The sequence below is a fragment of the Eubacterium aggregans genome, assembly GCF_900107815.1.
Lineage (GTDB): Bacteria > Bacillota > Clostridia > Eubacteriales > Eubacteriaceae > Eubacterium_O > Eubacterium_O aggregans.
In genome coordinates, this window is sequence record NZ_FNRK01000007.1 from 13,466 (window position 1) to 39,540 (window position 26,075).

At 45.3% G+C, this 26,075-nt stretch carries 26 protein-coding genes and 2 pseudogenes; 14 read left to right on the forward strand and 14 right to left on the reverse strand.

From position 1 onward, the window contains the following. Positions 1 to 67: 67 nt before the first annotated feature. The 3 genes from BLW33_RS05230 (at position 68) to BLW33_RS05240 (ending at position 4,078) form a co-directional block, all read left to right on the forward strand. Positions 68 to 325 (forward strand): HPr family phosphocarrier protein, encoded by a 258-nt coding sequence (locus BLW33_RS05230; RefSeq protein WP_090306068.1) that lies wholly within the window; start codon positions 68 to 70, stop codon positions 323 to 325. Between the two features lie 175 nt (positions 326 to 500). Continuing rightward, on the forward strand, positions 501 to 3,518 hold the full coding sequence (locus BLW33_RS05235; protein ID WP_176966632.1) for an MrcB family domain-containing protein: 3,018 nt from the start codon (positions 501 to 503) through the stop codon (positions 3,516 to 3,518). 122 nt (positions 3,519 to 3,640) lie between these two features. Further along, entirely contained in the window at positions 3,641 to 4,078 is a 438-nt protein-coding gene (locus tag BLW33_RS05240) for a hypothetical protein (protein WP_090306073.1), read from the forward strand. Between the two features lie 61 nt (positions 4,079 to 4,139). On the opposite strand, the gene BLW33_RS05245 is transcribed toward BLW33_RS05240, so the two are convergent. The 5 genes from BLW33_RS05245 to cysS form a co-directional block, all read right to left on the reverse strand. Continuing rightward, the gene (locus tag BLW33_RS05245) at positions 4,140 to 5,495 is read right to left on the reverse strand and encodes an MATE family efflux transporter (protein WP_090306076.1); all 1,356 of its coding nucleotides are present in this window, start codon (positions 5,493 to 5,495) and stop codon (positions 4,140 to 4,142) included. Between the two features lie 64 nt (positions 5,496 to 5,559). Then, positions 5,560 to 6,312, reverse strand: a complete 753-nt coding sequence (locus tag BLW33_RS05250) for a DUF3169 family protein (RefSeq protein ID WP_090306079.1) — start codon at positions 6,310 to 6,312, stop codon at positions 5,560 to 5,562. Between the two features lie 5 nt (positions 6,313 to 6,317). Then, a complete protein-coding gene (locus tag BLW33_RS05255; protein ID WP_090306082.1) occupies positions 6,318 to 6,530 on the reverse strand; it encodes a helix-turn-helix transcriptional regulator in 213 nt (70 codons plus the stop codon). A 197-nt stretch (positions 6,531 to 6,727) separates the two neighbouring features. Beyond that, a complete protein-coding gene (locus BLW33_RS05260; protein WP_090306085.1) occupies positions 6,728 to 7,162 on the reverse strand; it encodes a Mini-ribonuclease 3 in 435 nt (144 codons plus the stop codon). Continuing rightward, entirely contained in the window at positions 7,147 to 8,544 is a 1,398-nt protein-coding gene (gene cysS / locus BLW33_RS05265; RefSeq protein WP_090306088.1) for a cysteine--tRNA ligase, read from the reverse strand. Before cysS ends, BLW33_RS05260 begins: the two co-directional genes overlap by 16 nt. Positions 8,545 to 8,678: 134 nt before the next feature. Between cysS and BLW33_RS05270 the strand changes: the two genes are divergently transcribed. The 10 genes from BLW33_RS05270 to guaA all read left to right on the forward strand — a co-directional run bounded on the left by BLW33_RS05270 (position 8,679) and on the right by guaA (position 18,150). After that, complete coding sequence (locus BLW33_RS05270; RefSeq protein ID WP_090243659.1) at positions 8,679 to 8,963, forward strand: YerC/YecD family TrpR-related protein; 285 nt, start codon at positions 8,679 to 8,681, stop codon at positions 8,961 to 8,963. After that, positions 8,960 to 10,177: a pyridoxal phosphate-dependent aminotransferase gene (locus BLW33_RS05275; RefSeq protein ID WP_090306091.1), complete on the forward strand. Its 1,218-nt coding sequence runs from the start codon at positions 8,960 to 8,962 to the stop codon at positions 10,175 to 10,177. Before BLW33_RS05270 ends, BLW33_RS05275 begins: the two co-directional genes overlap by 4 nt. 5 nt (positions 10,178 to 10,182) lie before the next feature. After that, on the forward strand, positions 10,183 to 10,479 hold the full coding sequence (locus tag BLW33_RS05280; RefSeq protein WP_242911599.1) for a PspC domain-containing protein: 297 nt from the start codon (positions 10,183 to 10,185) through the stop codon (positions 10,477 to 10,479). Next, positions 10,457 to 10,921 carry a tRNA (adenosine(37)-N6)-threonylcarbamoyltransferase complex ATPase subunit type 1 TsaE gene (gene tsaE, locus BLW33_RS05285; protein ID WP_090306095.1) on the forward strand — a complete coding sequence of 155 codons (465 nt, stop codon included), beginning with the start codon at positions 10,457 to 10,459 and terminating at the stop codon, positions 10,919 to 10,921. Before BLW33_RS05280 ends, tsaE begins: the two co-directional genes overlap by 23 nt. Then, on the forward strand, positions 10,884 to 11,624 hold the full coding sequence (ispD, locus tag BLW33_RS05290; RefSeq protein ID WP_090306098.1) for a 2-C-methyl-D-erythritol 4-phosphate cytidylyltransferase: 741 nt from the start codon (positions 10,884 to 10,886) through the stop codon (positions 11,622 to 11,624). Before tsaE ends, ispD begins: the two co-directional genes overlap by 38 nt. Before the next feature lie 108 nt (positions 11,625 to 11,732). After that, on the forward strand, positions 11,733 to 12,692 hold the full coding sequence (locus BLW33_RS05295) for a thiamine pyrophosphate-dependent dehydrogenase E1 component subunit alpha (RefSeq protein ID WP_090306101.1): 960 nt from the start codon (positions 11,733 to 11,735) through the stop codon (positions 12,690 to 12,692). Positions 12,693 to 12,705: 13 nt separating this feature from the next. After that, the gene (locus tag BLW33_RS05300; RefSeq protein WP_090306104.1) at positions 12,706 to 13,701 is read left to right on the forward strand and encodes an alpha-ketoacid dehydrogenase subunit beta; all 996 of its coding nucleotides are present in this window, start codon (positions 12,706 to 12,708) and stop codon (positions 13,699 to 13,701) included. A 12-nt stretch (positions 13,702 to 13,713) separates the two neighbouring features. Beyond that, the gene (locus BLW33_RS05305) at positions 13,714 to 15,168 is read left to right on the forward strand and encodes a 2-oxo acid dehydrogenase subunit E2 (RefSeq protein WP_090306107.1); all 1,455 of its coding nucleotides are present in this window, start codon (positions 13,714 to 13,716) and stop codon (positions 15,166 to 15,168) included. A gap of 12 nt (positions 15,169 to 15,180) precedes the next feature. Continuing rightward, positions 15,181 to 16,575 carry an FAD-dependent oxidoreductase gene (locus BLW33_RS05310; RefSeq protein ID WP_090306110.1) on the forward strand — a complete coding sequence of 465 codons (1,395 nt, stop codon included), beginning with the start codon at positions 15,181 to 15,183 and terminating at the stop codon, positions 16,573 to 16,575. 39 nt (positions 16,576 to 16,614) lie between these two features. Beyond that, the gene (gene guaA, locus BLW33_RS05315; RefSeq protein WP_090306113.1) at positions 16,615 to 18,150 is read left to right on the forward strand and encodes a glutamine-hydrolyzing GMP synthase; all 1,536 of its coding nucleotides are present in this window, start codon (positions 16,615 to 16,617) and stop codon (positions 18,148 to 18,150) included. A gap of 67 nt (positions 18,151 to 18,217) precedes the next feature. Here the strand turns inward: guaA and BLW33_RS05320 are convergent, their stop codons facing one another. From BLW33_RS05320 to BLW33_RS05340, 4 genes are all read right to left on the reverse strand, one after another. After that, positions 18,218 to 19,411 carry a site-specific integrase gene (locus tag BLW33_RS05320; protein ID WP_000237797.1) on the reverse strand — a complete coding sequence of 398 codons (1,194 nt, stop codon included), beginning with the start codon at positions 19,409 to 19,411 and terminating at the stop codon, positions 18,218 to 18,220. A gap of 26 nt (positions 19,412 to 19,437) precedes the next feature. Next, the gene (locus BLW33_RS05325; RefSeq protein ID WP_000633907.1) at positions 19,438 to 19,638 is read right to left on the reverse strand and encodes a DUF3173 family protein; all 201 of its coding nucleotides are present in this window, start codon (positions 19,636 to 19,638) and stop codon (positions 19,438 to 19,440) included. A 497-nt stretch (positions 19,639 to 20,135) separates the two neighbouring features. Next, positions 20,136 to 20,366, reverse strand: coding sequence for a helix-turn-helix domain-containing protein (locus BLW33_RS05335; protein ID WP_000845143.1), 231 nt, complete (start codon positions 20,364 to 20,366; stop codon positions 20,136 to 20,138). Beyond that, on the reverse strand, positions 20,363 to 20,845 hold the full coding sequence (locus BLW33_RS05340) for an RNA polymerase sigma factor (RefSeq protein WP_000675479.1): 483 nt from the start codon (positions 20,843 to 20,845) through the stop codon (positions 20,363 to 20,365). Before BLW33_RS05340 ends, BLW33_RS05335 begins: the two co-directional genes overlap by 4 nt. Positions 20,846 to 21,315: 470 nt before the next feature. On the opposite strand from BLW33_RS05340, the gene BLW33_RS05350 reads away from it, so the two are divergent. Next, positions 21,316 to 21,669, forward strand: a complete 354-nt coding sequence (locus BLW33_RS05350) for a helix-turn-helix domain-containing protein (protein WP_001227350.1) — start codon at positions 21,316 to 21,318, stop codon at positions 21,667 to 21,669. Between the two features lie 57 nt (positions 21,670 to 21,726). Here the strand turns inward: BLW33_RS05350 and BLW33_RS05355 are convergent, their stop codons facing one another. The 5 genes and pseudogenes from BLW33_RS05355 to BLW33_RS05375 form a co-directional block, all read right to left on the reverse strand. Then, positions 21,727 to 21,915, reverse strand: a complete 189-nt coding sequence (locus BLW33_RS05355) for a cysteine-rich KTR domain-containing protein (protein WP_032506803.1) — start codon at positions 21,913 to 21,915, stop codon at positions 21,727 to 21,729. Positions 21,916 to 22,012: 97 nt separating this feature from the next. Then, a complete protein-coding gene (tet(M), locus tag BLW33_RS05360; RefSeq protein WP_000691737.1) occupies positions 22,013 to 23,932 on the reverse strand; it encodes a tetracycline resistance ribosomal protection protein Tet(M) in 1,920 nt (639 codons plus the stop codon). A gap of 15 nt (positions 23,933 to 23,947) precedes the next feature. Then, positions 23,948 to 23,995 (reverse strand): annotated as a pseudogene (locus BLW33_RS14610) (hypothetical protein); the annotation flags it as partial. 313 nt (positions 23,996 to 24,308) lie between these two features. Beyond that, positions 24,309 to 25,238, reverse strand: coding sequence for a conjugal transfer protein (locus tag BLW33_RS05370; RefSeq protein WP_000584387.1), 930 nt, complete (start codon positions 25,236 to 25,238; stop codon positions 24,309 to 24,311). A 16-nt stretch (positions 25,239 to 25,254) separates the two neighbouring features. Beyond that, positions 25,255 to 26,046: pseudogene (locus tag BLW33_RS05375) on the reverse strand (bifunctional lytic transglycosylase/C40 family peptidase); the annotation flags it as partial. Positions 26,047 to 26,075: the final 29 nt, after the last annotated feature.

The following is a 26,075-nucleotide window of genomic DNA, read 5'->3' on the forward strand; positions in this document are numbered from 1 at the left end:
TCATTGAATTTCAATGAATCAATGATAAAATGTAAACAGAAAATAAATTATCCGAAGGAGCGCATTGATGAGAGAATTTACGTATACCATTACGGATCACGCTGGTATCCACGCAAGACCTGCAGGTCTTTTGGTTAAACAGGCACAGCCTTACGCATCTGAAGTCACCATCTGCAAAGAAGACAGACAAGCCAACGCAAAGAGCATGCTCAGCATTATGGGGCTTGGTGCTAAGAATGGTGAAGTTGTTACCGTTAGAGCAGAAGGTGCCGATGAAGACAGCGTTGTCGCTGAACTGGAAGCTTTCTTCAAAGAAAATCTCTAAGACAAACATCTGAGACGGACACCTTAGACGTATCATAATCGCTGATTGCGATGGGCCGGAACCTTTCCATCTGGAAGGTGTTCCGGCCTTTCTTATTGCCAGCCCTTTGGGTCTGTTTTTTTTGAGACATCCATGATACAATAATTAATATTGTAAAAAATGATGGAGAATGACAATGAGTGAATTAACCTTTGGACGAAATAATGAATGGACCCTTCAGAACGATTACGTCGCAACCTGTGTGACCAATGCACGGGTGTTTTCTGAAGGCGAATTATACATCCCGGATGGGCTGCAGGATTTTTTTGGTGCAGACGCCCGGGAGAAACGCATCGTTTTTCTATTTGAAGGCCGGGAGTACCCCTCTTACTTGGAATCAGAAGGGGGAGATGGCAGCTACAAATTGAGCTGGAGTAAAGCCCTCAACAGCAAATTTATCGGGCTTTTTCCGGACTATGCTAATTTCTTTGAAAATGTCAATGAATATAATGCAGGCGAAACGCCAATTGTCTATTTTGAAAAAATGGAGGAAACGGAGTTTCTTTTAAAGCTCATTCTTCCGTCGGATGTCGCCCTGACCTTAAAGCAGTCCCTCTTTGATTTTCTGGGACCAGGTAAATCCGTGGCGGCCTTTGCCGATTCCTACGAGATGGTGTTCTTAAGATACTATATGGAGCAGGTGGATAATCGGTGGCGCTCGGATGTGTTCATGGTTTCGGCCCAGGTACAAAAGTTTTACATGGCCCGGATTAACGCCGGAAAGGACCAGGATCAAAATGCCGAGGCCGTTATTGAGAATATTGCCACGGCAGGCCTGGATGATGTACTCTCCTTTTTGATGGAACATCCCTACATGACCTACGCCGAAAAGGGATTAATGGCGATGGAAACCGTGGATGAGCACTTCTATTTTACCGTAGAAAGTGCGTTGATCGATGAATTAAGCACCGATGACCGCCGCCTCATTATCGAGATGCTGGATCAGAAAATTGAATACTATTTTGAACGTTTGGATGGACCAGGTCTCCAGGAGAATCTGACAACTCTGATGAATGAGTACGCCAGCTTCTTTACCAAGGACTTCCGGTATTCCTTTAAAGATGTTTTAACAGAAGCCATTCCTGCCTGTCTGGGAGGACTTCGGATTCTGCCGGGGAAGCGCTACAAGACTGTCGGATTTGCCGGGGATGAGGAATGGGCTTTGGTGCCCTGGGTCAGCATCCTCGATAAGGAAGTGACCCGTTTTCCAGGGACTGGGGTTTATATTTCCTATTTACTCAATAAGGATACCCAAAAGCTTTATCTGGCCCTTTGCCAGGGATACAAGGAAATCGAAACCCAGGTGCGTAAAAACGGCCTGGAAAATGATGCCACGGTTCGAGTAGCGGTTGAGGGGGCCCTGGAGCCACTGGTTGATGAAATCAAGACCATCGTCCGTCCAGGCAGTTTCGCATCGGATAATTCTGAGGTCGATTTACCCGACGATGCCCATCGGGCCAGTGTTATTTTCTTCCGGGAATACCAGTACACGGTACCTGGAAATGCCATTTTGGAAGAGGACCTCAAAGAAATGCTGGCCGTCTATAATGAGTATTATGAGCGCGTCATCCTCAAGGTACCCTACGAAATAGAGGAAGTCGATGAGGAAACCGAAGGTGTTGAAGCCGAGTCCGAAGCGGATGAAATTCTGGATAACACAGAGGACGATGAGACGGAGGATGAAGCTTGGAGCGAAGAGGAAGAAGGGGTGGAAACCGAGGATGACGAGGATGAAATAGAGGGTGATTCAGTCCTTGAGGCAGGAGACTCGGATGGGGATGAGGACGCTAAAGCAGCCCTGGATATGGCCATGACCATGGCCGAATCCTTGACCGAGGAGTCACCAGAAACCAAGACCGGAGATCAAAAAACAAAGAAAAAACACCCAGGGAAAAAAGTGACAGCTGGGGGAGACGGTGGGGCGTCTCTGAATGCCGCAACCCTGAAGGCACTCCAGCAGATCATTGCATCCACGCAGAAAGAAACCGTTCCTTCCCTCAACAAGCGGGATCGAACGGAAAAAAGGAGTGAGGAGGTTGTGGCTAAGGCTGCGGACTTACCCGGGACGCTTCGACGAATGACCGAGTATATTGTCTCCGGGGGCTTCTCCTGTGAGGTGGATTTAGTCCAAAACCTTTATTTAAGCCTCAAGTCAACGCCCTTCGTCCTTCTAACCGGTGGTTCTGGGGTTGGCAAGAGTCAGTTTGTCCGCCTGTTTGCTGAGGCCATGGGGGCCAATACGGATAACGAACGGTATCTTCAGATTCCGGTTCGGTCGGATTGGAAGGACTCCCGGGAGCTGCTGGGCTACTTGGATGCCAATGGGCATTATATACCGGGATCCATGGTGGACTTTATCGCCGATGCTGTGGATAATCCAGAGCTGCCCTTCTTCCTGTGTCTGGATGAAATGGGAGTCGCCCCACTAGAAGGGTATTTTGGGGAAATACTATCTATCCTGGAAACCCGTCGGGAAAGGGAAAATCGCATCATCACCGATTCCCTTCTGGGCAATGCCCTATTCGGTCGGGATGAAGAAGCCCGGAAATATTATGGGGATTTGTACCTGCCGGGCAATCTGATGTTGGTGGGTACGGTGACTAATGCAGAAGCACGCAGTGGTCTGAGCCGTAAAGTGTTAGACCGGGCAGGGCAAATCGAGATCCGTCCGGTAGGGCTAAAGCTTCAAACCCTTCCTGCTGCCGCACCCCAGGCCATGCCTTTAGGATCGGACTTTCTAAGAAGTGAGGTGCTGGTGCTGGAACGCTGCACCCATCATCGGGAAATGGTTCAGGAGGTGGTTACTCTGTTGGAGGCCATCAATGGCATCTTGGCTGGGGCCGATGCTGGAATCGGCTATCGCATTCGAGACCAAATCTGCTTCTATCTACTGTACAATGCGGAATATGGCCTGATGACCCAGGAAAATGCCTTGGATCACGCACTACTGCAAAATATCCTGCCCCGTATTATGGGTGGAGGGGCAGCCGTGGAATCAGTGATGACGGACCTATTTAAAATCTGTGCAGGGACCCGGGCGGAAAATGCGGTCCGTAATTATCCCGGTGGGGGGCTCTTCCCTAAGAGTGCGGAAAAGTTAAGTCAAATGGTGATGGGCTTCGATCGGGATGGCATTGCAAGCTTTTGGAAGTAACAACTTGCAAAAACCTTAAATTTTCACCAAACGATCACTTTTTTAACAAAAGGCTTTCACTTTTAAGGGTTATTATATACACTTAATAGTGCAATTATTCTATAAAGACGAAGGAGAATTTTATGGAACGACAAAAAATCAACTGGATACCAGTTGTACTGTATGTTTTTGCAATCATCTTTGGGCTATACGCTATTTATGCGTTAGTGAACACCTCCCAATACATCGGGCAGATGCTGGCCTCTGGTTATATTACCATGGCGGATAGCTTCACAGATATTATTGCATATTTCGTGACCAATGTGGCTGTATATGTGTTTTACACATTGGTACTGGGGACCTTTGGGTATGTGGTCGATGTCCTCCAACGTGGTGTGAAGGTTAAGTCTGAAACACCAGCAAGTGAAAAGGCTCATACACCCGAAGTTAAAGACGCGTCAGATGCAGTGGCTGAAACTGAAGTCCTCGCAGTTGATGAAGAAGCGGACACAGCGGAAGCTGTTATTGAAGAAATTGTGGAAGTCACAGAAGCTGAAGAAGAATCAGAAAAAAATAACTAAGGATTTCCAGCTATCATGAAAATGCGTAAACGGCCTGTACATCAGGCCGTTTTTTATATCTTTAATAAAGAGAGGTGTCATCCAGAGAAAGCAGGGTCTTTTTTCGGATAATATAGTAAAGAATGCCGACGAGATCGGCCAGGAACCAGCCGATGGGGACAGACCACCAGATGCCGCTTACGCCCAGGGCTGGCAAAGCAGAAAGCCCGTAGGCCAGCACAACCCGAGACCCCAGAGAGATAATGGTCAGCGCCACGGACATCCCAGGTTTTCCAAGGGCCCGGTACAGGCCGTAGAGAAGGAATAGCGTACTGATTCCGCAGTAAAAGGCACTTTCAATATGGAGATATCGAACGCCCTCCAGGATAATTTCAGCTTCTCCTGGGGGGACAAAAAGTGTCATGAGTGGGGAAGCAAACACCCACACCACAATGGATACCCCAATGCTAAAGATCAGCGAAACGAAAACTGCCGCTTTGAGCCCTGCTTGAATGCGGTCTTTCTTTTTAGCACCGTAATTTTGGGCAATAAAGGTGGAGAAGGCATTGCCAAAATCCTGAACGGGCATATAGGCGAAGGCATCGATTTTAACCGCAGCCGCAAAGGCCGCCATGATGGTGGGGCCAAAGCTGTTGACCAGCCCCTGTACCGCCAGGATGCCCAGATTCATAATGGACTGTTGGATGCAGGTTAAGATGGAAAAGTTAGCTATTTCCCGGACACATCTCCAGCGTATGGGGCAGCCCCTTTTAAGAATCCGAAGAGCCGGGCATCGAATTAGTGCGTACACCGTAATCCCAATACCTGAGACATATTGGGCAATCACCGTTGCCTCTGCCGCCCCGGATACACCCCATCCAAGCCCCAGAACAAACCACAGGTCTAAGACGATGTTCAGTGTGGCAGAGATGGCCAGAAAAATAAGGGGTACGACAGAATTACCCATGGCCCTAAGGAATGAAGCAAAATAATTGTAGAGGAAGGTTGCGGTAATGCCATAGAAAATGATGATAAGATATTGGCGCAAAAGGCCCCAGACTTCCCCAGGCACTCGAAGGAGCGTGGGGATAAAATCCAGGGAGAAAAAGGCCAGGCCGTTAAGGAGGAGCGTCATACCGGCGATCATGACAAAGGAAACAAAGATGCTTTCACCCAGTCCTTTTTCATCGCCCTGGCCAAACTTAATGGAAAACAACGCCCCGCTGCCCATACAAAGCCCCAATAGGATCGAAGTTAAAAAAGTCATCAATGTAAAAGCAGAGCCCACGGCAGCCAGGGCATTTCTCCCTAGGAATTGTCCAACAATGAGGGTATCGGCAATGTTATAGCATTGCTGCAGCAGGTTTCCCACAATCATGGGAACGGCAAAAAGCAGCATGGAGCGCATGACAGGTCCTTGGGTCAAATCTTTATTCATCGTCTCACATCCCGGTAGAAAGTTTATTGCTTCCATTTTACTATCATTATAGCAGTAAAGATCTCTAAATGGAAGTGGCCCCTTTCTGGGAGTAAGCATAAATGGCAATGACCTGAATGGCCCAGATCATGGCCAGAAGAAGAACGGGGAAGACCCCAGTGCCAAAGTAGAGATTACCTACCAGGGCTAGCAAAATGAGGCCGATAATAACATTCTGGACCAAACGGTATGTTTTATAGGCCGCCTGGTAAAGGGTGAATTTTTCACCTTCATCCGAGGTCGCCAGCCAAATTTTTTGGAAAGAAAAATCCAGGGGATTCCCCCGCTTTTCAGGATTGATTTTTTTAAGCAGATTAATGGGCAGGACCTGCATTACCGTGGCGAGAAGAGTAACCAGGATAAAAAAGCCAATACCAGCTAGGGCGGCGTAATTTTCATGAACTTCCAGGATGGCCAGAAAGACAAAAGCAGCAATCAGGGAGAGACTGGCAAATACCACGGACCGATTAATCATTCCATCAGCACGGGCCAGTTGCCCTTCGTCCTCGGGGGATAAATCTGCCTCAGGGTTGATTCCCTGGATGCACTTACGGGCCTGCCAGTACTGAATAAAAGAGACTAAAAGCAGTCCCCCGCAGACCAGGATAAACAAGGGGAGCTGCAGGGGAATGAGGGTTTCCCCCAGGGCCGCACCATCCTGGTTCATATAATCACTGATGCGGAAGCTGAAAAATCCCAGCAGTCCCCCGCAAAAGCCTGCGGCAATGAGAACACCGAAAAATTTAGAATAGACATGCTTACTTTCTTGAACTTTCATCTTACTTAGACCTCCTTGTCCTCTTCATATTGGAAAATCGCTTCCACAGGCACTTGGAACACCTTGGCAATTTTAAGGGCCAGTGTTACCGATGGGGAATAATCCCCCCGTTCAATTAAGCTGATCGTTTGTCGGGACACCCCTACCAGCTTTCCAAGGGTCTGCTGGTTGAGTTGATCCCGAGCCCGATACATTTTGAGTTGGTTGAGTAAGGGCATAAAATTCCTCCTTAAATTCGACAATAAAACAAGTCAGCACGACAAATATACTTGTCATTATTAGGATACTGCTGACAAGGATATTTGTCAAGGTGTTTTATGAAATCATTAAGACAATGAATCGGTCAAAATAAAAACAGGAACCGAAGGTGCATGGATAACACCTTCGGTTCCTGTTTTTGATGGAAAGAAAATTATCAACATTCCAGAGCGTTTTCTAAGTACTCAAGTCCGGTCACCATAAGTTCCCGGAGGCGACGCTGGTTCCCGGTGAGCTCCAAATACCCCACCAAGGCCTCTAGCCCCGTGGCATAGCGATAGTCCATTTTATCCGCATTTTTGGGCGGTGTACTCCGGGTATTACGGCCCCTGCGGACAATGGATTGCTCCTCATCGGTCAGCTGATCCATCAGGGTGTGGACCATCCTGGCCTGGGCATCGGCCTTGACATAGCGAATGGATGCCTTGGTTAGATGGTTGACATTGGCCATGCCCTGGGCCACCAGATATTTCCGGATATAGTCTGAAAAAACACCATCCCCAATGTAGGCCAGGGTCAGTGGGTTCATGGCCCTGGCCTCTGCCTTGGTGTAGGTACGGTCTAAAAAATCCGCGATTACGCTTTTTTCCATTTGACCCCTTCGCGTGTATCCTCTAATACGATACCCCGGGCTAACAAATCATCCCGGATTTGGTCCGCCATGGCGAAGTCTTTATTTTTACGGGCTTGCTGCCGTTTTTCAATGAGGGCTTCCACTTCAGTGCTGAGGTCCTCTGTTTTTTCCTTAACAGCAATCCCGATAACTCCGGTGAGCTCCTTAAAGAGGGTGAGGGCGGCGGCGATACATTCCTTTGAAGATGCATCATTTAAGGTGGAATTAATTTCCCGAACCAGTTCGAAGATGGCGGCGATGCCGTCTGCTGTATTCAGGTCATCCTCCATGGCGGTGACAAAGCTGTTCTTATACTGGGAGAGGGTATCCATCCATTCTCTTTCTGCTGAAGTGGCATCCTCTGCCTTGGCATGATCCAAAAGATATTCCATTTGATACTTGGCGTTATATAGTCTGTCCAGGGCGTTTTTGGCTTGCTCTAATAATTCGTCAGAGAAATTGACAGGGCTTCTGTAATGGGCCATGAGCATAAACATCCGGACGACTTCCAAATCGAAGTGCTTGGCAATATCCCGAACGGTAAAAAAGTTCCCCTTGGATTTGGACATCTTTTCGTTGTTAATATTGATATAGCCATTGTGGACCCAGTAGTTGGAGAATTTGCACCCGCAGGAGCCCTCAGACTGGGCGATTTCGTTTTCGTGATGGGGGAAGATCAGGTCCTGGCCACCACCGTGGATATCAATACGCTCCCCTAAATGCTTGCGGCTCATGGCAGAGCATTCAATATGCCAGCCCGGCCGGCCGTTACCCCATGGGCTATCCCAGAAGGGTTCCCCTGGCTTGGCCTTTTTCCACAGGGCGAAGTCTAAAGGACTGCGTTTTTCGTCGCTTACTTCAATGCGGGCACCGCTTTTTAAATCGTCGATGTTTTGGTGAGAAAGCTTGCCGTAATCATGGAAATGCTCCACCTGATAATATACGTTGCCGTCCACATTATAGGCCAGACCGTTCTTTTCCAGGTCGGAGATCATCTGGATGATCTCAGGCATATGGTCAGACACCCGGGGATGGACATCCGCCCGCTCAATCCCCAGGGCATCGGCATCTTTAAAATATTCGGCAATGTATTTATCGGCGACTTCCTTGGCAGTGATGCCTTCTTCAAGGCTGCGATTAATGATTTTATCATCGACATCGGTGAAATTCTGGACGAATTTGACGTCATAGCCGATGTACTTTAAAAACCGCCGTAATACATCGAAGACGATGAAGGGGCGGGCGTTGCCGATGTGGAAATAGTTGTAGACCGTGGGTCCGCAGGAATACATGCGGACTTTGCTCTCCGTCAGGGGGACAAAGGTTTCTTTTTGCTGGGTTAAGGTATTATATAATTTCATTTGATTGTTTTCCTCCATAAAAGCTGATTGTATTATAACATACCTGCTTTTTTTTTTCGACTGGGAAACATAGGTATTTTACTTTAGTTCGGTGCGTGGTATAATGATTTTTAATCAATTAAAAGAGGTAAATCATGGATACGAAATTAAAAGATCTGGCCACGGCGATCATGGCCATCGAGGACGAGCAGGAGTGCTTAAGCCTTTTAGAGGATATGTGCACCATTAAAGAAGTCGATGATATGGCCAACCGGTTCCATATCGCTTTGCTGCTTTATGCGGGCAAGACCTTTATCGATGTTGAAAATACGACCGGTGCCAGCTCCGCGACCATCAGCCGCGTGAATCGGTGCCTGAAGCATGGCACGGGCTACCGCACCATCATTGAACGAATGACAGGGGAGGCGTATAAGAAATGAGGACCTTTCGAAAGTCCCACAAATTAGATAATGTGTGTTATGACATCCGGGGTCCGGTGGTCCAGGAGGCCAGCCGGATGCAACGGGAGGGTGTAGATATCATTATGCTCAATACGGGGAACCCCCCTACCTTTGATGTCAATGCGCCGGATGAGGTCATCCACGATGTCCGCAGCAATCTGCGCAATGCCGAGGGCTATTGCGATTCCAAGGGGATATTTTCCGCCCGTAAGGCCATTGTCCAATACTATCAGACAAAGGGGCTTATGGACGTGACGGTGGATGACGTGTATATTGGCAACGGAACCAGCGAACTGGTGCAGTTCTGCACCCAGGCCCTGATGGACGATGGAGACGAGCTGCTCATCCCCATGCCGGATTATCCGCTGTGGACGGCAGCCGCTACCTTAGCTGGCGGAAAACCGGTTCATTATCTTTGCGACGAATCCTCGGACTGGTATCCGGATTTAGAGGATATTCGCAGTAAGATTAACAGCAACACCAAGGGGATTGTCATCATCAACCCCAACAATCCCACGGGGGCCGTCTACCCCAAGGAAATTTTAGAGGAAATTGCAAAAATTGCGGTGGAGAATGATTTGATTATCTTTGCCGATGAAATCTACGATCAGATTATTTATGATGAGGTCCCCTTTTACCCCATGGCGAAGATTACGGATGAAACCCTGGTGGTGACCCTCAATGGGCTGTCCAAATCCCATCGAGTTCCGGGGTTTCGCGTGGGATGGATGGTGCTTTCCGGGAACCGGGAGTGTGCCCGGGACTATATCGAGGGGATCGATATTTTAACGACCATGCGTCTGTGTGCCAATGTCCCGGCCCAGCATGCCATCCAGACCTCCCTTGGCGGTTATCAAAGCATCGATGATTTGGTGGCCCCGGGTGGCCGTCTCCACCAGCAGCGGGATATTGTCTACAAGCGGCTCAATGAGATCCCTGGCATTTCCTGTGCCAAGCCAAATGGTGCGCTGTACGCCTTCCCTAAAATTGATGTGGCACGTTTTAACATCACGGATGATACCCAGTTTGCCCTGGACCTTTTGAAGCGGGAAAAGGTGCTTTTGGTTCAGGGAACGGGATTTAATTGGAAAGAGCCGGATCATTTTCGGGTGGTCTTCCTGCCCGCACCCATGCGGCTCAGTGAGACCATGGATCGTTTAGAGCGGTTTATGGCGAATTATATCCAGGCGTGACTAAGATGAAAAAGCGACTGATGCGGGACAAGGAAGCGGGTATTTTTTCTGGCCTGTGCCAGGGACTGGGAGAACGGTTTGAGCTAAGCCCGTGGATATTTCGGGCATTGTTTGTCATTCCGGCTTTACCCTTTGTGCTGACCTGGGTATCCACTGTGGCCAGTATTGCGGTGTACATCATCCTGTCGATCCTGATTAAGGATAAGCACAAAATTACAAGCCATAACGTATCAGTGGAGTATGAAATAGTAGAGGACGAAGAAGGAAAGGAAGAAGACGATGCAGATGATTGTAACCAGTGATGGCCCTGAAACCACCGAAATCGTCGGAAGGGCTATGGGCGGCCTCTTGGCAAAATGCCCGGCGACCCTTCTTTTAATTGGAGATTTAGGGGCGGGTAAAACCACCCTCACAAAAGCCATTGTGGCAGGGATGGGATTGTCGGATTTGGTGGTGAGCCCGACCTATACCCTGGTGAATACCTATGGGACGGAGGCACAAAAAGCCTACCATTTTGACTTATACCGCCTGGAGGACTTTGACGAGCTGCTGGAAATCGGCTTTGACGAGTTTGTGACAGAAGGGGTGCCAGTGATTATTGAATGGCCCCAGATTTTAGGGGATTATACCTTTGATCGCTCGGCCACTGTTACCCTGGAATATACCGATCACGCCGATGAACGACGGATCACCATCGAAACAACCGATGAACAATTGGCGAAGGGACTTGAGTGTATTGGATGAAAAGCAAATAAAAAAAGCCTTTACCAGCGTTGTCATCCCCGCGGCCGGACAGGGTAGTCGGATGAATGCTCCCATTAACAAGCAATATCTTACCCTTCGGGGAAAGCCGATTCTATCCTATACCCTGGAAGTTTTTGAAAATTGTCCCCTCATTGATGAAATTATTTTGGTGATTAATAAGGATGAATTTAAAATCTGTAAGCACCAGGTTTTAGGGCCCGGCAAGTTTAAAAAGGTTCGGATCACCCAGGGGGGAGCAACCCGCCAGCAGTCGGTTTACGAGGGATTAAAGGCTGTTAATTCGGCCTGCGATATCGTCATGATCCACGACGGTGCCCGTCCTCTTATTGGTGAAGAAATCTTAGTGCGCTGTATTTACGAAACCCTCCAGAGCCAGGCGACCATTGTGGCCGTTCCGGCTAAAAATACCATTAAGGTGGTTAAAAAGGCCGGTATCGTAGAATATACCCCGAACCGGGACTTTTTATACGAGGTACAAACCCCCCAAACCTTTTCCTATCCACTGATTATGGATGCCCATGAACGGGCCATTGAGGATGAGGTGGAGGGGACGGACGATGCCTCCCTGGTGGAACGTTTATGTGTCCCGGTCAAGATTGTTCGGGGGCATTATAATAATATTAAAATCACAACACCTGAGGACCTCATCATCGCAGAATCCATCATTGCGGTGAGTCGATAGAGTCTGGTGCGAGAGAGGCATATCCTCTCTTTCTTTTTAAGTAAAAAAGGGATATAATAACGTATAATAGGTTAATGTGAAATACAATCAAGGGGAGGAAAATCACCCATGGTATTAAACGAAGAATTATTAGGTAATCTTTATTATCGGATGAATCAAGCCCGGGACTTTGAGGAAAAAGTCGCATGGATGCTTTCCCATGGACTCATCCATGGAACCAGCCATATGGCCATGGGGCAGGAGGCATCGGCTGTGGCATCCTGTATGGCATTGTCCGAAGGGGATTTGGTGAGCCTGACCCATCGGGGGCATGCCCAGGCCATTGGCTTTGGCTTAGATGTTTCCCGGATGATGGCCGAAATCATGGGGAAGGCAGACGGTTACTGTAAGGGGAAGGGGGGCTCGATGCATATTGCCGACCTGCACTCTGGTAATATTGGGGCTAATGGTGTCGTGGCCGGAGGCTACCCCCTGTCCTGTGGAGCGGCCCTCACCCAGAAGCTTAAGAAAACGGGGAAGGTTGTCCTGTGCTTTGGTGGGGATGGCTCCACCAACGAGGGGAATTTTCACGAAGCCTTGAATTTAGCCTCCGTCTGGAAGCTGCCCGTTGTTTTCTTCATTGAAAATAATTTTTACGGCTTGTCCACACCCATTGAGATGCATATGAATATTGAAAATATTGCCGATCGGGCCGTTGCCTATGGTATTCCAGGGATGACCATTGATGGCAATGATGCCATTGAAGTTTATGAAGCCACGAAGAAGGCCCTGGAATACGCCCGCTCTGGGGAAGGGCCCTTCCTGATCGAATCAAAAACCTATCGCTACAACGGCCATTCCAAAAGCGATCCCCAGGTGTACCGAAGCAAGGAAGAGGTGGATGAATGGCGGGCCTATGACCCCATTTCGAATATGCGCACCTATTTATTGGAATCCGGCACCATTGAGGAGTCCGTACTCGATCAGCTGGAAGAAAAGGCCCAGGCAAGTATTGATGCGGCCTTAGAATTCGCTAAAGCTAGCCCAGAACCAGAAATACTCACCGTTTTGGATGATGTGTACGCATAGAGGAGGATGAGCAATGGAAATCAAAGAAATGAGCTACCGGGAAGCCTTGCGCCTGGCCATGTCCGAGGAAATGCGCCAGGACGAGGATGTTATTTTTCTGGGAGAAGATATTGGCGTCTACGGCGGCACCTTCCATGTATCCACCGGGATGCTGGATGAGTTTGGCGAAGATCGTGTGTTAGATACTCCTATTTCAGAGTCCACCATCGTGGGGTGTGCGGCAGGGGCCGCTTTAACGGGGATGCGCCCCATCTGTGAAATGATGTTCATGGATTTTATTGCCTTTGGGATGGACTCCCTGGCTAATCAGGCGGCTAAGCTGCGCTATATGTTTGGTGGTGAAGCCCAGGTACCCATGGTCCTTCGTCTGCCATCAGGGTCAGGCACCGGGGCAGCAGCCCAGCATTCCCAGTCCTTGGAAGCCTGGCTTTGCCATGTACCGGGTTTGAAGGTCGTGACACCATCGACTCCGGCCCAGGCCAAGGGCCTTTTAAAAGCGGCCATCAGGGATAATAACCCGGTATGCTTTGTTGAGCATAAAATGCTTTATGGCATGAAGGGTCCCGTACCAGTGGATGAGGATTATGCCATTGCTCTGGGAAAGAGCTTTGTGGAACGTAAGGGCAGCGATGTCACCGTGGTATCCTGGGGGCGTTGCCTGGTGGATGTCATCGAAGTAGCTGGTGCCCTGGAAGAAGAAAGCATCGATATCGAAGTGATTAACCCTATGACCTTATATCCCATGGACATGGAGCCGATCTATGACTCCGTTAAAAAAACAGGGCGGTTGCTGGTGGTTCATGAGGCCGCCAAAACCGGTGGCGTTGGGGGCGAGATTGTCTCTAAGGTCGTTGAAAGTGACTGCTTTGATTATATGCAGGCTCCTGTTATCCGTTTGGGGGGACTGGATGTGCCCATTCCTCATAGTGAAGGATTGGAACGCGCTGTCCTGCCCCAAAAGGAGGATATTGTAGATGCCGTCTATCGCCTGATGGGCATAGATGCCTGATGGAGGGGTGCCATGGAACGAGATGATCGTCGGATATCCCGAGAAGAGCGAAGCCGGCTGCGTAGCATTGGTGAAGGGCACCCGGCAGAGCGTGTCATGGCCACGGGGGAACCCGTACGAGCGACGCCAGTGGCGAGACGGTATGCAGTGGAAAAGGGCGTGGATTTAGCGGATGTCGCAGCGACCATGCCCGGTCGGCGCATTCAACCCGAGGATATCGACCGTTACTTAGAGCAGCGTCAGATTTTTGCCAAGCAAAAGGCATACCGCAGTCGCATCGTCCCTGATGATGCGGGTTTTTTGCCCGATGAACAGAAAGTCTTCAAGGCAGTGGAAGAGGAGATGGAAAAGGAAGAAATCATCGCCAAGGCCGAGGCCCGGGAGGCGAAGCTCCTTCAGTCCACAGAGCCCATTCCAGAACCTGAAAAAAAAGATGGGGAAGAGGCCTCAAAGGAAAACGAGGCCGACGACAGTGTAGAAGCTGTGGAAGTGGCCGCACCCTTGGCGGTTCCGGTCATTAAGGCGTCTCCCCTGGCCGAGGCCATGGCAGCGGCTGAAGGCATCGACCTCACCCTCATTGAAAAGGGAACGGGGCCGGACGGCTGTATTATTAAGGCGGATATTACCGCTTATTTAAATGGGCTTAAGCCCCAATACCCCGATGCCCACCTCGTTATTTTTGAACCGCCGGCACTTCCTGCGGTCATTCCGGTTGAACCAGAATTGGCCCAGGAGGAGGTATCGGAGGAAGTCGTCCTCCTGCCAGAGACCGGATCGGAGCTGGAACCGGAGGCGGAGCCAGAAGCAGTCGCTTCTGACACGGATCGTCCCGAGGGACAGCTTAATCCCCCCAGAGTTTTAACCCTGACCATGGAAATTGATCTCACAGAACTGAAGGAAACGCGGAAACGTATTACCAAACGGGTAGAGGTCCAAACGGGATGCCGCTGTACCTATACCGATTTTATCCTCATGGCGGTTGCAAAGGCACTGAAGCTGCATCCCCAATTAAACGGGCGATTCGAAGGCGAGGCCTTTGTCTCTAAAAACCAAGTGCATCTAGGGATTGGCATAAGCAATGGGGATGGATTAGCTTTTCCTGTCATTGCCAATGTCCAGAATCAAAGCTTTGGCGAGGTCGTAAAGATTCGAAATGGTTTTCTTGGGGACATTAAAGAACAGGGAAAGCTCCCTGAGCAAAAAGAAGCCAGCACCTTTGATTTAGTTAATCTCGGTGTTTATGGGCTATTAAACGCCACGCTGCCCTTGGCAGAAGGCCTTGGAGCAATGCTCTGCATCGGAGATGTGGTCGAGCGTTATCGTTATGATCAGGGGGTGGGCTCCAACCGTCCAGTGGTTCGGGCAACCTTGCTGTTAGACAGCCGGATTGCTGGCATTGGGACGGCAGCTGGCTTTTTACGGGATATGAAAAAGGAGCTTGAACATCCGACGGCAATATCATTTTAGATTGAGGTAAGAATGGAAAACGAAGTACAACAGGAAATAAGGTCCTATGATGTGGTGGTCATCGGCGGTGGCGTCGGTGGCTATACCGCGGCCGTTCGGGCGGCCAATGCCGGTTTAAAAACGGCATTGATTGAGCGTATTCAACTGGGGGGAGCCGGGGTCAACCAGGGCTGCATCCCCATCCAGTATTTATATAAAAATGTCCAGTTTATCAAAGAATGTGCCCAGGCCAAAAAGCGAGGGCTGATTATTAAAGGTATTGAGCTGGATCTGCCCCGTATGATGCGGGATAAAAATCAGAAAATCAGAAAATACATTGCAGGGATGAAGGAACGCCTCGAGGATCGGGGCGTCGATATTTTTATGGGAACGGCCACAGTCAATGCCGATAAAACCGTAGAAATCGCCATGGGGAACGGAATCGAAGGTCGGATAAAGGCGGAAAGCATCATTTTGGCCACCGGCTCCACCGGTCGTATCCCCAAGCAGTATCAATCCATGCCGGAGGTCCTCACCGATGAGAATGCCCACGATCTTGTGGAAATTCCACCGGAATTGGTGATCATCGGTAGTGGTGGAAGGGCCTGTGAATATGCCACCTTGTTCAGCATGCTGGGGTCCAAGGTCGTTCTTTTTGTTGGAGAAGACCATCTGTTGTCCTCAGAGGTGGATGGTGCCATCCAGGAGGCAGTAGAACAAAACCTACTTGCCATGCAGGTGGATATCCATTACAACGTCACCGTTTCGGATGTCTTTGAGGATTCCTTGGGGGATATCCATCTGGATGTTAAATTAGGCAGTCGGGATAAAATGATTATTTGTTCCGATATTTTAGTCGTAAAGGAGCGGTGCCCCAATTTACTGGGACTATCCGGTCTAGACCTTAAGGTGAAAAATGATGGTGTCATTGCAGATTTTAGTGGGATTACTTCTGTACCCGGGGTGTATGCCATTGGTGATTTGGTGTCTGGAATGGCATCAGCCAGCGCTGCCGTGGCCATGGCAATCCAGGTGGTGGATACCATCACCGGGAAACAGCGGACACTAAAAAACCAGTGGATTCCAAAAGCCATCCACCTTCTTCCGGAAATCGCCGTGGTTGGAATGAGTGAGGCGGAAGCCCGGCAAAACGGTTATCCCGTTAAGGTTGATCGCATTAATCTGGCCACAAATCTTAAGCTCTATCTGGACGACGCGACCACCGGCTTTGTCAAAATTATTTCCGATGTAGACAGTGGCGAGCTGCTGGGGGTCTGTATTTATGGCGAGGGGGCGGCAGAGCTGATCTCCCAGGCCCAGGCCATCCATGCCATGGGGGGCGGGATCGAGGACTTAAAACGGTCCCTTCACGCCTATCCGGCAGCATCCGCGGTATTATCTGAAGCAACGTTGGCATTTTTGAAATGAATCTGTTACAATAACCCTATAAAACTTGAAGGAGTACCAATGTCAGAGCAAGAAAAAATTATAATTATTGACTTTGGAGCACAATATAATCAGCTCATTGCCCGCCGTGTTCGGGAAGAGCGGGTGTATTCTGAAGTCGTCCCCTACGATGTATCCATCGAACGGATTAAAGAGATGGCACCCAAGGGCATCATCTTTACCGGTGGTCCCTCCAGCGTTCACCAGGACGGTGCCCCCCGCTGTAATCCGGAGATCTATACACTGGGTATCCCGGTTTTAGGCATCTGCTACGGCGCCCAGCTAATGGCAGAGCAAAACGGTGGGAAAACCGATTCCGCTGAAATCCGGGAATACGGAAAAAAGGCCCTGAACATCAAGACGGATAGTCAGTTGCTGGAATCCGTCCGGGATGGTTCCGTCTGCTGGATGAGCCATACTAATTATATCGACCAAATTCCAGAGGGCTTTACCATAACCGCCACCACAGAAACCTGTCCGGTAGCCGCCATGGAAAATCCGGAAGCCGGGTTATACGCTGTACAATACCACCCGGAAGTCGAGCATACGGAGTGTGGCAGAGAGGTGCTGCATAACTTCATTTACAATATCTGTCGGTGTGAAGGCACCTGGACCATGGCTAACTTTGTGGAGGAACAGATTGCCGCTATTCGGGAACGGGTGGGGGATAAGAAGGTGCTGTGCGCGTTAAGCGGCGGCGTTGATTCCTCTGTTGCTTCAACCCTGGTCTTTCGGGCCATCGGCGATCAGCTGACCTGTATCTTTGTGGATCATGGCCTGCTGCGAAAGGACGAAGGGGATCAGGTCGAGGCCATTTTTAAGGATCGCTTTAAGATGAATTTCATCCGTGCCAACTGCCAGGATCGTTTCCTATCCAAGCTGGCCGGAGTAACGGACCCGGAACGCAAGCGGAAGATTATCGGAGAGGAGTTCATCCGGGTCTTCGAGGAAGAATCCGGTAAACTGAAGGGGATGGAATACCTGCTCCAGGGGACCATTTACCCCGATGTCATCGAAAGTGGTACTAAGGATGCAGCGGTCATTAAAAGCCATCATAATGTCGGCGGTCTTCCTGAGGATGTGGATTTTGAGCTCATCGAGCCCCTGCGCAACCTCTTTAAAGATGAAGTCCGTGCCTTAGGTGAAGAGCTGGGATTAGACCATGATTTGGTTTGGCGTCAACCCTTTCCTGGGCCAGGACTGGCCATCCGTGTTATGGGTGAAGTCACAGGTGAAAAGCTGGACATCCTTCGGGAAGCTGACTATGTCTTCCGGGATGAAATTGCCAAAGCCGGATTGGACCAGGAAATCTGGCAGTACTTTGCCGTCCTTCCCGGCAACCGCAGCGTTGGGGTCATGGGGGATGAACGGACCTATGATTACACCATCGGCCTGCGTGCGGTGACCTCTGTGGATGGCATGACCTCCGACTGGGCCCGGATTCCCTTCGATGTGCTGGAATCCATCTCCACCCGCATCGTCAATGAGGTGCCCCACGTCAACCGGATTGTTTATGATATTACGAGTAAGCCACCATCTACGATTGAGTGGGAGTAGTTGTAGGAGAGCTAGAAATCCTCTTATACCAAGGGTTTCTGGCTCTTCTTATCTTTTTACTGCACTTTTATTGCACTTTTTTCATTTCTTTGTTTCGCAAGTAGTCTACAGTAAATTGATTCTTTGGTGAAGTATCATAATTTTGTTTTGCTTCTTTAAAGGAAATGGCTCCATTTAATTTGTTAGCTACCTCGAAATTACTGTTAGGATAAAGATGTCCATACGTTCCTAAAGTCGTCTCAATATCTTCGTGTCCTAGACGATCTTTAATGATAAGTGGATTTTCTCCCATACTGATTAACAAGGAAGCATGAGAATGCCGTAACCCATGGATTCTGATTCGATGGATACCAGCCAGCTTAGCATAGCGTTCAATAGCATATGATAGTGTATGTTTTTGGGTAGGAATACCGTTATAGCTCATTACAAAGTCTGTCTGAATTAGATTTTGTTGTACTTCCTTCCATTCGGATAAATAAGTTAATGTGCATTTATCTAATACAATATGACGAACGCTCGCCTTTGTTTTTGGTTCAACAAATCTATAATTCGATTGATTCTTGTAATAGAGTGTTTTGTTGATGGTTAGTACTCCTGAGTCAAAATCAATATCTTCCCATTGAATGGCAGTAGCTTCACCAATTCGCATTCCAGTCATAAATAAAAACCACAGAGAGATAAATAAAAAGTGTTGATAGTAATCTTCTTTGTAAATTAGAGAGATTACTTTTTCAAATTCTTCTTTTGTCCAAAATTCAATTTTAGACTTTTGCTTTTTCACATTGCCAATAATCTTAGATGGATTTGTGGTGGTTATCCCAAGGACAATTGCTCGATCCATAGCAACTGAAAATAGTCCTTGAACAGCTCTTACATAAGAAGACTTACACTTCTTTGATAATTTTAGTTGCCAATTTTGCACATCAATAGGCTCAATATCGGAAACAGCCATTTTATCAAAATAAGAGAAATGCTTCTTAATAGTTGGTAAGCGATTTTCATATGTTCTGAGCTTTACCTGTGTCTTATACCATGGAAGGAAAATTTCAAAGATATAATGTTTAAACGTCATTTTATCCTTATTCTCACTTAATTCTTCTGGTTTCATCAATAGCAGTTTCGAATATTCTTCTCTTGCTTCTTTTTTAGTAGTGAATCCACTACGATATTTTTGAATTTTTTTCCCTTTAGAATCATAACCTAGATTTGCACGAAAATAATAGGTTCCATTCTTTGCTTTTTTTATTGGGTCTTTAACCATAGTTTTTACTCCTTACTGTGCAAAAACTACTCAGACCTGTTTTCATTTGAAAACCGAATTCCTAGAATTTCTTCAACAGCTTCACGAGGGACTCTATCTAGCTTTCGAGATTGATAGTAGATATGCCCTTTTGTAATCATCAATTCTTTTGCTTTTTTTATGATGTCTGCTGAAAAAGAAGTTCCATATCCTAGCTCAACTAAATCCTTTTTTGTGACCGTTATCATTATTACTCCTTTCCCAATTATAGGCTAGGAAAACTCCAATATTCACCTATAATTATATCAAATAGTTTTATAATAATACACTGACAAGAGAAGAATATCTTAGCAATCGAACAGCTCTAGCAAAGCTCACAGGAATTTCACTTCTGCATGGTTCTCATGTAGCCGTACCCATTGCCTGTGACGCTTCTAACGCTCGGACTATGGCTATACGGGAGTATCATTATCACGATAAGAAAGTCATGGCAGCAATCCTGCTAAAGATTACTTTCGAATTACTAACATGAATCGCTCACTAATTTTGTAGGTCATGGCGTGTTAGTTCATCAGCTCTTTTCTTACCGAAACGTATTCGATTGCCTTTATTTGGTTGTCAAAGAACGTTTGGCTTGTTAGCCTATCAAAACCTACTGAACACACAATATGCTTTGATGGAATAACAAACCTCCCAAATCGGGAAGCGTGGATACGATTCGACACGCTTCCACGAAAAAATGGGACTATTTAATTTCGAACGATAAAATCTTAGAGATGAGTTTCGTTTCCATTCTGCCACGTAGGGTTTCATCAATAACCATATGAGAATTTCCATATTCGTCTGTCATGCGACGTAATGAACGTTTTGAGGTATACCCTCGATAATGTTTAACAATCTGATTAATTGCTTCCACGTCGCCATCTGTCGCCTTTACAATGAGGGGGAAGGGAACCCTTGGATAAGCTGTTTTCATTCTTTACACTCCTTCATGAATTCTTTAATCATCGCTAGTCCACTTATTCGATGACGATAAACAGTCGAACGATTCAAATTTAGTAACTCCGCAATCTCCACATCACTCATATCCATAAAGTAATGAAGTAAAATAATGTTCCGTTTTTTCTCTGAAAGATGACGCAGGGCTTCACTTAATAAATCACTTTCAACATTGATTCTTAATCCAAATAATTTAAATAGTTGGAAATCAGTGACGTACGTATCAACAGTAGAAAAAGAGTTGACAAGGTAGTTATCTATATCAGAAAACGAGACTTCTTTTGCTGATAGTCTGTCTAGATGTTTGAAGTAATCTTTTCGTTCATCTTCAATAACTTGTTTGCAGATATAGTCAAACTGATTTTCTATGGTTTCTTGAAAAGAAGATGGTTTCATGCTTTTCACCCCCTTTCTGTCGTGAAAGGGAGTGGCATGTGCTTCTTTATCTCCCTTCATACTAAGCCCCGACACGAAAGGGGGATTTGTTGCATAAATGAAGAGAAATCCTAAAAGATATTTATTAAGTGACCAAAAAAGCACATAAACAGATTGTTTTCTCTGTTCATATGCTTTGATTTTTCTATCTATGTAATCTGCAAAACCACATTGATGGTCATATCTATCCAGTACAGGTGGATAAGTTTTTTTGATAAGAACTTAATTAAGAGAACTAGATGACAGATTATCTTTCTCATGGCGACTTTTCCCTCCATTAAGTCGCCAATTTTATCTACTTTCTAGGAGTATGACTAAATTTTATAAAGTTGTATAGGTAAATAAAATCAGCGACCTTTCTATTTGAAATTGGATTCATCGCATTAATAAATTCCACAGTGTTCTATAGGAACTCATAAACTATATAACATGTTTTTCTATACCTGTTTATGGTTATATAGGAACAGTAAAATGTATAGAGGTGATTTAGTATGCGTAAAAAAGAAGATAAATACGATTTTAGAGCCGTTGGTTTAGCGATTAAAGAGGCTCGAATGAAACGGGGTCTCACTCGTGAACAAGTGGGAACAATGATTGAAATTGACCCACGTTATTTAACAAATATAGAAAACAAAGGACAACACCCAAGTACACAAGTGCTGTATGATCTTGTATCATTACTCCATGTATCTATTGATGAATTTTTCTTACCTACAGATAATTTGATTAAAAGCACTCGAAGGTTACAGGTAGAAAAATACATGGATAGCTTTACAGACAAAGAACTATCCTTAATGGAAGCACTAGCAAAAGGTATCAATGAAGCAAGAAATATTGAAGGCTAGTCAGTAAAATTCAGATAAACAAAAAGAGCCGATAAGATGAGAGTTTCATTTCTCAAATTATCGGCTCTGCGTCTTGGCGTCTGGCTCTTTGATTGTTATTATATTCATTTTTTGAACATTAATTAAAGTTTCGTTCTTACATTTGGGGCAGTATAAAGGGAAATTTTTAAGTATAGTATCCACTCGTATTCGTAGTCTTGTTTTATTTCCACAAATAGGACACAATATCCACTTGTAGTTTATAATAACAATCTCCTCCTTTCCACTTTAATTCAAATCTATATTAAAGAATATTTCATCTTATTTAATAAGAAACCATATTTATATAACAACATAAAACGCACTAAGTTATTTTATTGAACATATATCTTACTTTATCTATCCGACTATTTAGACGACGGGTCTGGCAAACAGGTTCGCCAGTGGTAACCTGATATCCTTTTAGCTCTGCTAAACAAACACTAAGCCCATTTGTAAAAAAAGTTAAATCATTGCGATAATCTTGAATACATCGAGCAGGAATTTCTCCAATAATAATGACCTCATTATTTTTCAGTTGAGTATTTACGATATTTGCACAATATTTGGGAGCATCGTTATATGCCCGTGAAAGATATTCCTGTGGTGCATAAACTTTAAAACTAAGATATGGCTCTAACAATTCTGTTCCAGCTTTTCTAAAGGCTTGCTCCAGTACAATAGGAGTAAGCATCCGAAAATCTGCTGGAGTACTAACAGGGCTATAGTATAAACCGTACTTAAAACAGATTTTACAATCCGTCACATTCCAACCATATAATCCTTGTTCGCAACCATAGCGTATCCCTTCCATAACTGCATTTTGAAATGATTGATTTAAGTATCCAAGAGAAACCGAGCTCTCATACTGCATTCCACTTCCCAACGGAAGCGGTGATACAGATAAACCAATGGAAGCCCAGAAAGGATTTGGCGGCACTTCGATGTGAATGGTATATTCTGCATTTTTTAACGGTCTCTCCATATAAATGACTGTAGGCTCTTTTAGTTCTATCTCCACATGATACTTTTCTTGCAACAGTGCACTAATCACTTCCATTTGTACTTTCCCTAAGAAAGAAAGTATAATTTCATGTGTCGTAGAATCCACGTAATATCGTAGAAGCGGATCACTATCTGAGATTTCCAAAAGGGCATCAAGCAACATTTCTCTCTGTTCAGGTTTACTCGGTTCAACAGTTGTTTGTAGTAGAGGGTGCGGATTTTCAATCTTTTTTCTCTGTGGCAATAGTTTTGTATCTCCAAGAACACTATTTAACTTCAAAAACTCATTTTGCAAAATAACAATTTCTCCAGAATAAGCTCTATCAATCTTACATAATTCACCATTTATTGAAGTATACATTTCTGTAACTTTTATTTTTTCTTTTTCTGATACTCTAACCGAATCTCGTAAATGTAGTACTCCACTATAAAGGCGTATATATGCAAGACGTTGTCTTTTTTTTGTATATTCAATTTTGAAAACATTTCCGCAAAGTTCAGACGGACCTCGATGTGTTGATGAATAAAATTTATTAGTAATAACTTCTATAAGGTTATCAATCCCTATATTACTTTTTGCACTTCCATGATAAAGAGGGAACAGAGAACAATTCTGAAATCTTATGCTTTCCTCTTGTTCGAGTTCCAATGCTTCTAATGATTTACCGGACATATATTTCTCTAAAAGGTCATCGTTTCCCTCTATTACCGTATCCCATTGTTCAGATTCGGTAAAGTTCGTCACACACATATTAGGATACAGTTCTACCTTCTGTTTGATTACAATTTCGGCAGAAAGTTTCTCTTTAATATCCTGATAAACCGTTGATAAATCAATTCCATTTTGGTCAATCTTATTGATAAAAAAGATTGTGGGAATCCCCATTTTCCTAAGTGCATGAAATAATATACGAGTTTGTGCTTGTACGCCATCTTTTGCAGAAATCAGTAGAATTGCCCCATCTAAAACTGATAATGAACGATATACTTCTGCTAAGAAATCCATATGTCCTGGCGTGTCTATGATGTTCACCTTCGTATTTTCCCACTGAAAAGAGGTTATTCCTGTCTGAATTGTAATTCCTCTCTGACGTTCTAAAAGCGTATTATCCGTCCTCGTTGTACCTTTGTCCACGCTTCCTAATTCTGTAATCGCTCCACTGTTATATAATAAGCTTTCTGTTAAGGTAGTTTTTCCTGCATCAACATGAGCTAAAACTCCAATATTAATAATTTTCATGTGATTTTCCTCCATTCAAAAACCCAAAAGGGCATAAAAATCCCAGTGATAAATACTTTTATCACTGGGATTTTTATGCATAACCATAGGTATACAAAGCATACAGATATTCTCTGGATACTTTAGAATCACATGATAAAGGTATTCTTAAACTGGGTACAAAAAACTAAGCCCTCCTAAAAAAGGACATCTAATTATTTGTTCCCGCTATCAAATTGACAGTTTATTTAAGAATACCTTGCCGCATATTTATTAACTCCTTTTAAATAGTCACTTAAATAATAGCACGTAAGAGCATATTTGTAAAGGAATCTCCAATTTTTTATCAAAAAGAGTACATGATTACAAAGTATCTGTAATCATGTACCAATATTTGTTATTTTACAATCTTCCAATTATCTTGTTTTTCTAATATCAACTCAAATTGCGAGATTTGGGTTGCCTTTGTTTCTTGATCTAAATATTTCACAGCGACATTCACGATTACTTGGTTATCTTTTCTGGTAAAGATAGGATTCACCAATTCCTCGAAAACATATTCCTTGTTAATCATAGGTAACACATGATTACTTACATAGTAAGTCAATTCTTTTTCTGTGGCGGTAGGATAGAGCTGGAAGAACGTTTCTAAAAAGCTAGTGATTTCGTCCATCGTTTCTGTATCTACTGTATGGTCACTTTCTAGCTGTTTGGGTTGGTAGTCCGATTTTTGAGGTTTCTTACTCATTGTCGGATTTTTGATAATAACCATATTATCTGATTCATCTATATGGACAACCACATGAAAGCTAGACGATATAGTTTCCTTGTCTTTGTCTTCGGTAATAACTTGTTCAACAGAAAACAGTACCTCAAAGGTGTTCTCATTCACTTGAGAAACCTGCCACACCTGTATATCGTTCACACTAGAACTAGTAGGAATATCCTTACGAATCATTTCTTCATTTAATACCTGCAATTCTTCCGTCAAATAATGGGTCAATTTTTCATTTCGTTTATCAATGGCTTCTTGGGATTGTTGCCACGAAAAGTAGTCTTTCGCAAAGGATTTCACAAAACTTTCTACTTGGTTGGTATCGACAATCTGCTGTTTAATGATTTCTGTTTCACGGACAGTATGAGTGTCAATGGCAGTAAAATTTTTATAGATTCCAAATCCGACACTACCAATCAATAAAACCCATAAAACAAAGGTTAATTTCTTATGCGTGCCAACTTTAATCATCGGAACTTTTCTTTGCTTGCTCGGTTTTTTAGATTTCTTTGGTTTCTCCTTCTTTTCTTTTCGCTCGATTTTTATAATCATTTGATTCATTCCTTTCTTAGTTATGAATAACACGTCTAGCCCCAATCAGATGGTCTTGCCAATAACGACTGCTTAAGTCGCCATAACCGATTGGGTCGCCTGCATGATAAAAGCGATTTCCCTCTAAATATATCGCCACATGAGTCACATATGTGCCTGCATTATAGGTTGAATGAAAGAAGATAAGGTCGCCTGCTTGGGCTTCTTCCATAGAGATTTCTTGCGTAGCGTCATACTGATCTTGGGCGACACGAGGGAGAGAAATGCCAGCTTTGTCATACACCCATTGTATTAAGCCACTACAATCAAAAGAGGTGGTAGGCGACGCCCCTCCAAAGACATAGGGAAACCCTTCGTATTTCAAGGCTTCGTCCATAATGACTTGCACGGTTTCATCATCAAATTCTGTTGGGGAAGTGTCGGTTAGGTATTGTGAAACCAACTGAACATAAAACTGATTTCCATAGTTATATCGCCAACCACCATTCACAGGTATGGCTATGGGATTGGGATAGTCTGCTTTTTGACCACCCGACTTCTCTTTAGAAAACTGTTCGGCTAATTCATAGGTATATTTTTTCCCATGACTCCTCACATAATTTAAAAAGCCACCGCCATAATTATAAGATTGGATAACAGAATCTATATCCACTCCTTGTTGTTCTGCACTGGTTAATAATTCACTGAAATATTTAACCCCTTGTTTGATGGACTCTTCGGTACTCAAACTGTTGGGCGGTAAACCCAAAGATTCGGAACTTTGCATAACATCTTCTGCTGTACCGCCCGATTCCACTTGCATAATGGCTGGAATTGTCAATAAAAGTTTAGTCCCAT